This window comes from Streptosporangium sp. NPDC049644, from assembly GCF_040675205.1.
Classification (GTDB): Bacteria; Actinomycetota; Actinomycetes; order Streptosporangiales; family Streptosporangiaceae; genus Streptosporangium; species Streptosporangium fukuiense.
Genome location: NZ_JBFAOJ010000042.1, coordinates 66669 through 73941, shown reverse-complemented (window position 1 = coordinate 73941; position 7273 = coordinate 66669). Strand labels below are relative to the sequence as shown.

General features: G+C 70.9%; 9 protein-coding genes. 4 read left to right on the top strand and 5 right to left on the bottom strand.

What is annotated here, in order from left to right:
* The 4 genes from AB0J58_RS23500 to AB0J58_RS23485 form a co-directional block, all read left to right on the top strand.
* Window positions 1-1286: V-type ATP synthase subunit A (locus AB0J58_RS23500; RefSeq protein WP_364218725.1), on the top strand; the 1286-nt coding region annotated here is incomplete at its 5' end.
* Window positions 1217-2095: a V-type ATP synthase subunit B gene (locus AB0J58_RS23495; protein WP_364218727.1), complete on the top strand. Its 879-nt coding sequence runs from the start codon at window positions 1217-1219 to the stop codon at window positions 2093-2095. The genes AB0J58_RS23500 and AB0J58_RS23495, both read left to right, overlap by 70 nt.
* Window positions 2092-2742, top strand: coding sequence for a V-type ATP synthase subunit D (locus AB0J58_RS23490; protein WP_364218723.1), 651 nt, complete (start codon window positions 2092-2094; stop codon window positions 2740-2742). The genes AB0J58_RS23495 and AB0J58_RS23490 overlap by 4 nt, the downstream gene beginning before the upstream one ends.
* A 241-nt stretch (window positions 2743-2983) precedes the next feature.
* Complete coding sequence (locus tag AB0J58_RS23485; protein ID WP_364218721.1) at window positions 2984-3601, top strand: hypothetical protein; 618 nt, start codon at window positions 2984-2986, stop codon at window positions 3599-3601.
* A 264-nt stretch (window positions 3602-3865) separates the two neighbouring features.
* Here the strand turns inward: AB0J58_RS23485 and AB0J58_RS23480 are convergent, their stop codons facing one another.
* Genes AB0J58_RS23480 through AB0J58_RS23460 form a run of 5 tightly spaced genes read right to left on the bottom strand, consistent with a single transcriptional unit; the run spans window position 3866 to window position 7173 of the window.
* The gene (locus AB0J58_RS23480) at window positions 3866-4255 is read right to left on the bottom strand and encodes a hypothetical protein (RefSeq protein ID WP_364218719.1); all 390 of its coding nucleotides are present in this window, start codon (window positions 4253-4255) and stop codon (window positions 3866-3868) included.
* A 29-nt stretch (window positions 4256-4284) separates the two neighbouring features.
* Complete coding sequence (gene hypE, locus AB0J58_RS23475; protein ID WP_364218717.1) at window positions 4285-5424, bottom strand: hydrogenase expression/formation protein HypE; 1140 nt, start codon at window positions 5422-5424, stop codon at window positions 4285-4287.
* Window positions 5421-6548: a hydrogenase formation protein HypD gene (gene hypD / locus AB0J58_RS23470; protein WP_364218715.1), complete on the bottom strand. Its 1128-nt coding sequence runs from the start codon at window positions 6546-6548 to the stop codon at window positions 5421-5423. The genes hypE and hypD overlap by 4 nt, the downstream gene beginning before the upstream one ends.
* A gap of 6 nt (window positions 6549-6554) precedes the next feature.
* Entirely contained in the window at window positions 6555-6806 is a 252-nt protein-coding gene (locus tag AB0J58_RS23465; protein ID WP_364218713.1) for a HypC/HybG/HupF family hydrogenase formation chaperone, read from the bottom strand.
* Window positions 6781-7173 (bottom strand): hydrogenase maturation nickel metallochaperone HypA, encoded by a 393-nt coding sequence (locus tag AB0J58_RS23460; protein WP_364218711.1) that lies wholly within the window; start codon window positions 7171-7173, stop codon window positions 6781-6783. The genes AB0J58_RS23465 and AB0J58_RS23460 overlap by 26 nt, the downstream gene beginning before the upstream one ends.
* Between the last annotated feature and the right edge of the window lie 100 nt (window positions 7174-7273).

Sequence of the window (7273 nt, the reverse complement as noted above, 5' to 3'; positions counted from 1 at the left end):
GCGCCGGGCCCCGGGGCCCCCCCCGGCCGGGGGGGGCTACCCCCCAGGGGCCCGCGTCCGCCACCCGCTCGTGGCGGTTCACGCCGCTGGTCGAGCAGGGGCGAACAGCGGCGCCGGGCACGGCCATCGGGCGCGTCGAAGACGCGGGCTCGCCGGCCTATCTGGTCCTGTCGCCGGGAGGCGAGGTCTCCGCCATCCGGCAGGCCGGCCACCATCCTGCCGACGCCGTGGTCGCGGTCGTCGGCGGAACCGAGGTCCGGCTGACCCGCCGCCGGCCGGTGCGCCGCGCTCTGCCGTACCTGTCGCGGCTGGAGGGGGCGGTGCCGCTCACTACCGGGCAGCGGGTCATCGACCTGCTCCTGCCCATGTGCCTCGGGGGCACCGCGGCCGTGCCCGGCGGGTTCGGCACGGGCAAGACCGTGCTCCTTCAGCAGATCGCCAAGTGGTGTGACGCCGACGTGGTGATCTACATCGGCTGCGGGGAGCGCGGCAACGAGATGGCGGATGTCGTCGCCGAGCTGGCCGCGCTGCCGGACCCACGTACCGGCGGGCGGCTCTCCGACCGGACCGTCGTGATCGCCAACACCTCCAACATGCCGATGATGGCGCGCGAGGCCAGCATCTACACGGGAGTCACGGTCGCCGAGCATTTCCGCGACATGGGTTACGCGGCGGTGGTCATCGCCGACTCGACCTCGCGCTGGGCCGAGGCACGCCGGGAATTCGCCTCCCGCAGCGGAATCCTTCCGGCCGAGGAGGGGTACCCGGCGGATCTCGCCTCCGCCCTCGCCGCGTTCTACGAGCGGGCCGGACGGGTCATCACGCTGGGCGGGGCCACCGGATCGGTGACGATCGTCGGAGCCGTCTCGCCCCCGGGCGGAGATCTGACCGAACCCGTCACAACACAGACGGAGCGGTTCGTGCGAACGTTGTGGGCCCTGGACCGCGACCTCGCCTACGCGCGACACTACCCGGCGATCTCCTGGCGCGATTCCTTCTCTCGCGACGCCGATGCCCTGACCCGTGGCGATCCCGAGAACGCGGCCCGCCGCGCGCGCGTGGGCGGCCTGCTGGCCGAGGCCGACCGGCTGACCGCGCTGGCCGAGTTGGTCGGGGCGGGCGATCTGCCCGCCCGTGAGCGCATCGGCCTGCTGGCCGGGCGCCTGCTGCGGGAGGGCTTCCTGCGGCAGAGTTCGCTGAGCGCGCTGGACGCGTACTGCCCGCCCGAACGGACCGCCCTCATCGCCGACGCGCTCCTAACGTCGTCTTCGCCGCCATGGGACTGACCCACGGTGACGCGGCGACCGTGCGCGACATCCTGGAGAGACGTTCGTCGGCCGCGGAACTGACGCTACTGCTCAACCTCGCCGACGACCCCGTGATCGAACGGCTGCTCACGCCGCGAATAGCGCTGACCGTCGCCGAGCATCTGGCGTTCGTCCTGCGGCGTCACGTTCTCGTCGTGCTGGCCGACATGACGAACTACTGTGAGGCGCTGCGCGAGGTCTCCGCGGCCCGTGGCGAGATTCCGGCCCGCCGGGCCTACCCCGGTTACCTCTACAGCGACCTGGCCTCCATCCACGAACGGTGCGGCCGCATCCGGGGACGATCCGGCTCCATCACCGTGCTGCCCGTGCTGAGCATGCCCGCCGGGGACATCACCCATCCTGTGCCCGACCTCACCGGATACATCACCGAAGGCCAGATCCTGCTGGCCCGTGAGGTCACCTCGTACCCGCACATCGACCCGCTGTCGTCCCTCTCCCGCATGATGCGCGCGGGAGTCGGCGCGGGGCGGACCAGGCCCGAGCATCTGGACCTGGCCGCGCAGATCCAGGCAGGACTGTCCCGCGCCCGTCAGGCCGGTGAACTCGCCGACCTGGTGGGGGAGAGCGCGCTGAGCCCGATCGACCGCCGTTACCTGGCCATGGCGGAGGCCTTCCGAACACGCCTGCTGGCCCAGAGGCCCGACGAGGCCCGCACTCTGGAGGAGACCTTCGACCGGGCCTGGGACGTGGTCTCCACGCTGCCGCGGAGCGAACTGCCGATGCTCGGCGAGGAGGCACTGGAAGCCGGATACCGGGGAGAACCATGAGGCTACGGATCCCACCTGGCCGTGCGGGGCGGATGTGGCTACGCCGCCGCCTGACCGCGGTCCGGCACGGACTCGACGTACTCGACAGGAAACTGCGGATACTGCGCCGGGAACAGGACCGGCTCTCCCGGAACGCGGCACGGACCCAGGCCGAATGGTCCGTCGCCTGCCGGGCCGCCGACGAATGGCTCCTCCGCGTGACCCGGCTCGGCGGCCAACGGGCCGTGCGCCTGGCGGCCGACGACCGCCTCACCGACGTGCACGTCTACTGGGCCGACGCCGTGGGGACGAGCTATCCGGCCCGGGTCTCCTGCGCGATCCCCGGATTCGACGCCGCGGCTCCCCTCCCGATCACCACGGCTCTCGTTCCCGCCAGGCACGCCTACCGCACCGCCTTGCGCGCCGGGCTGGAACATGCGATCGCCGCGGAGGCCGCACGGATCGTGGCGGCCGAAACAGCCTCGACGAACCGCAGGATCCGTGCCCTCAAAGATCGCCTCCTCCCGCTGCTGGAGGAGGCGCTGGCCGCCGTCGAACTGTCGCTGGACGAGACGGAGCGAGCCGATGCCGACCGCGCGCGCCGCGTCATCGGCTCCGAACCGGGGCTCCCGGACCGGCTGGACCGCGACCACCGGTTCAACCGGTGATTCCGACGCGCGGTGGCTCGGGGATAGCGGCCTGGACCGGTGGTGTGACAGGGGCCTCGAAAGCGAGGTCGGTGCCCTCGATCCCGAATACGGGCAGTTCACGGGGGAGCCGGTCGAGCGAGAGGCCGTGGGTCGCGTCGCGCCTCATGGGAAAGGGGTCCAAGGCCCCACTGATGCCGGGTCATACGCCCCTGTTGTGAGCCGTCACCGCCGCCGCAGGGTGATGGGGAGGGGGAGGTGCATGATGAGGCTCACGAGTCAGTGGGTGATCCTTCGCGTGCGCCGATACTGGCTGGGGCGGAATCCGCTGCGTCGTCGCTCCGATCGGCTGGAAGCGGCAGGTGTGGTCGTCACACTGGTTCTGTTGCTGCTCAGCGTCTGGCCCGCCGTCGTCGTGGGGCGGCTGGTCTACGAGAGGGGCCTGCGGGCCGAGCGAGCCGTTCCTGGCGGCTGCCGGCCGGTGACGGCGACCCTGGTACGGGACGCGCCGGACACCGTTCCCGCCGGGGGCGGGCAGAACGGCGTAAAGCCGGAATCGCACGCTCCGGCGCGGTGGAGGGCTCCGTCCGGGGAGCAGAAGACGGGCCAGGTGGCCGTGCCCGCGGGCACCAGGGCGGGTACGGCCGTGCGGGTGTGGATCGACGGCCGCGGCGAGCTGACCAGGCCACCGGCGAGCCACACGGGGACGCTGGCGGGCAGCGCGACCGCGGCCTTCCTGGTCGTCGCGGGGTCGGCGGCCACGCTGACGTCGGCCTTCCGGGTGTTCAGATGGTCGCTCGACAGAGGGCGGTACGCGGCGTGGGACGCCTCATGGGCGGAGGCGTGCGCGCGGTGGCGCCGCCGCAAGCCCGACGGGTAGCCCGTCTGGCAGGCAGGTCGATACGGAGTCCGCGGCACAGGCCCTCGCGGCCGGGTCCACGACGGCGTGCCGAACCTGACACCCAAGAGCAGACCAAGCTGACGAGGTACCACCGGTGCGATGACCGCGAGCCCTGACCGGGGCCGGAACGGCCGGCCCGGCCAGAGCACGCACGTCACCCACCCGGGCGAGGGGAGCGCCGGGCCTGCCCGGCGGGTGGTTCCGGGGGTGAAACGGTCACCTCGGGAGCGGAGCGGTCACGGCTCAGGGATTGTCCCTGGTTATGGTTTTCTGGGGGTTGACCCCGGTGATGTCCTCGGGACGGGAGACACCATAGGGGCGTCCCTTCTCGTCGGTTTCGAGCTTCTTGCGGCCCTTTTCGCCTTTGTGGGCGATCTTCTCGGCGCCACGGTGCTCACTGGTGCCGACCCCGCGGGCGGATCGGGCCTTGGTGTCGGTGGCCGGGACGCCCTTGCGCTCCACGTCGGAGATCACGCGCGCGGGGCCCTTGTCGGCCGGCGGGCGTCCGAAGGCCAGGTTGCCGGACCGCACCACCTCCTCGCTCGCGTGGCTCACGCCGGAGGAGCGATCCCGCTCGCCCGGGGTGTCCTTGCCGGGCCTGCCCGGGTGTTCGGATTTGTGTTTCTTGCTCATGTCGTGAAACCTCATGGATTCGCTTGTTCTCAGCAGATTCTCGGTAGCGGGTCGCCGACCAGCAGGTCGACGATGCGAGTCCCCCCGAAGGAGGTCCTCAGCAGGACCAGCCCCGGCGGGTCGTCGTTGATCCGCCCGATGACCGCCGCCTCGGAGCCGAGCGGGTGGGAGCGGAGGGCGGCCAGTGCCGCGTCGGCGAACTCCCCGGCCACCACCGCGACCATCCGGCCCTCGCAGGCGACGTAGAGCGGGTCGATCCCCAGCAACTCGCACGCCCCCCGCACCGCCGGGCGGACCGGCACGGCGTCCTCGTCGAGCACGACGGCGACCTGTGAGGCACCGGCTATCTCGTTGACGATCGTCGCCACTCCGCCGCGGGTCGCGTCGCGCAGGCAGCGCACCGCGCCGTCCTCGCAGGCGTCCAGCAACAGGTCGGTGAGGGCGTTGAGCGGTGCGGTGTCTGAGCACAGGTCGGCTTCGATGTCGAGCTCTCCCCGGGCCAGCATGACGGTGATCCCGTGCTCGCCGATCGGCCCGGACACGATGACCGCGTCACCCGGCCGCGCGGCGGCGGCGCTCAGCCGGACGGGCCGCTCCAGCGTCCCGACGCCGGAGGTGGTCACGTAGCAGCCGTCGGCCTTGCCCCGCTGCACGACCTTGGTGTCGCCGGTGACGATCCACACGCCCGCCGCCCGCGCCGCCTGGGCCATCGAGGCGGTGATGCGCCGCAGGTCGGCGACGGGGAAACCCTCTTCCAGGATGAATCCGGCCGACAGGTAGCGGGGGCGGGCCCCGCACATGGCCAGGTCGTTGACCGTGCCGTTCACCGCGAGGTCGCCGATGTCGCCCCCGGGGAAGAACAGCGGCGTCACCACGAACGAGTCGGTGGTGAAGGCGAGCCCGTCGGCGACCGCGCCGTCCTCCAGGGGCTCCAGCATCGGATTGCGGAACGATTCCAGGAACACCGCCTCGATCAGGGTCTGTGTGGCCTTGCCACCGGCGCCGTGCGCCAGGGTGATGCGCTCCTCCCGCACGCGCGCCTTGCGGCGTCGCACCCGCTCGATCCGGTCCAGGACCTGCCGCTCCCGGTCGGATGTGTCCGGGCCGCCCGCCTCTCTCGTCCGTTCCAGCACCCGCTGCTCCCCGGTGTGACCCTCCCCGTCGTTCACCTCCGGGTCGCCTCCCTGACGCGCTCGCGCGAGAACCGGCCGAAGTTGTAGTACGCCGCGCAGGCGCCCTCGGACGAGACCATGCACGTGCCGATCGGTGTCTCCGGGGTGCACGCGGTGCCGAACACCTTGCACTCCCAGGGTTTGAGCACTCCCTTGAGCACCTCGCCGCACTGGCACGCCTTCGGATCGGCCACCCGCCCGCCGGGGATCTGGAAGATCCGCTCGGCGTCGAAGGCGGCGTACCGTTCGGCGACCCTGAGGGCCGAGTGGGAGATGAACCCCAGCCCGCGCCACTCAAAGTACGGTCGTAGCTCCATCACCTGGTTGATGACGTGCAGAGCCTTGGGGTTCCCGTCCCACGGGACCACCCGGGAGTACTGGTTCTCCACCTCGGAGCGCCCCTCGGCCAGTTGCGCGAGGAGGCGGTAGACCGTGTGCAACAGGTCCAGCGGCTCGAAGCCGGCCACCACCAGGGGCTTGCCGTAGCCACGCGAGATGAACTCGTACGGCCGGCAGCCGATCACGGTGGAGACGTGGCCGGGGCCGATGAACCCGTCCAGACGCAGGTCGGGGGAGTCCAGGATCGCCTTGATCGCGGGAATGATCGTCACGTGGTTGCAGAAGATCGAGAAGTTCTCGACCCCCTCGGCCTCGGCGCGCAGGACGGTCATCGCCGTCGAGGGCGCCGTGGTCTCGAACCCGATGGCCATGAAGACCACCCGCCTGGCGGGGTTCTGCCGGGCGATCTTCAGTGCGTCCAGCGGGGAATAGACCAGCCGGATGTCGGCACCCCGCGCCTTGGCGTCGAGGAAGGAGCCGTTCCCGCCGGGTACCCGCATCATGTCGCCGAACGACGTCATGATCACATCTGGCTGCTCGGCGATGTGGACGGCGTCGTCCATCCGTCCCATCGGGATGACGCAGACCGGGCAGCCGGGGCCGTGCACCAGCGTGACGGCCTCGGGCAGGTAGTCCTCCAGGCCGTGCTTGTAGATCGTGTGGGTGTGCCCGCCGCACACCTCCATGAACTTGTAGTCGCGGCCCGGCTCGCAGAGTGCGGCGATCCGCGCGGCGAGCATCCGGGCCTTCTCCGCGTCGCGGTACTCGTCGACGAAACGCATCGACTCTCACTCCTCTTCGATCATGGATTCTCGGAGGGCCTCGATCTCGTCCTCGTACGCCTGGCCGATGCTCTCCAGGAAGTCGAGCGCGGCCCTGGCCTCCACCTCGTCGATCTTCGACAGCGCGAACCCGACGTGGATGAGGATCCAGTCGCCGGGTACCACGAACTCGCCCTCCAGCAGGCCGATGTTGATGGCGCGCTTGACGCCGCCGACGTCGACCATGGCCAGGTCAGGACGGTCGGACAGGATCTCCACGATCTCCCCGGGAATTCCCAGACACATGAGCGGCCTCCGCCATCTGGATGGATTCGAGGACGAGGTCGTCGCCGCCCTCGGTGTCGATATCGGTGCCGCCGCACCCCGCGCAGACGGCGAAGGGGTCGACGGAGGTGGACGTGCTCCCGCAGGAGCGGCAGGTCATCCGCACCGGGACGATGACCAGGTCCACCCGGGCGCCCTCGGCCACGGACCCGTCGGCGACCGCGGAGAACGCCTGGTTGATCACCGGTTCGGTGACCCGGAGCAGGGCGCCCGCGTGCACTCGCGCCCGCCGCACCCTCCTGCCGTCCGCCCGTTTCTCCACGGCGGCGAGGATCGCCTCGGCGATTCCGAATTCGTGCACGGCTGTTTCCTCTCGTTCGAGCTCGATGTCCCAGGGGCTGGATATGTCACATGTTGCGCATCCTCAGATAGCGCTTGATATCGGGAAATGTCAGGTAGAG

What these genes read in the sequence shown, in the direction of transcription:
- AB0J58_RS23490 (WP_364218723.1), top strand. Translation starts at nt 2,092, where the DNA reads ATGAGGCTACGGATCCCACCTGGCCGTGCGGGGCGGATGTGGCTACGC.
- AB0J58_RS23485 (WP_364218721.1), top strand. Translation starts at nt 2,984, where the DNA reads ATGATGAGGCTCACGAGTCAGTGGGTGATCCTTCGCGTGCGCCGATAC.
- AB0J58_RS23480 (WP_364218719.1), bottom strand. Translation starts at nt 4,255, where the DNA reads ATGAGCAAGAAACACAAATCCGAACACCCGGGCAGGCCCGGCAAGGAC.
- hypD (WP_364218715.1), bottom strand. Translation starts at nt 6,548, where the DNA reads ATGCGTTTCGTCGACGAGTACCGCGACGCGGAGAAGGCCCGGATGCTC.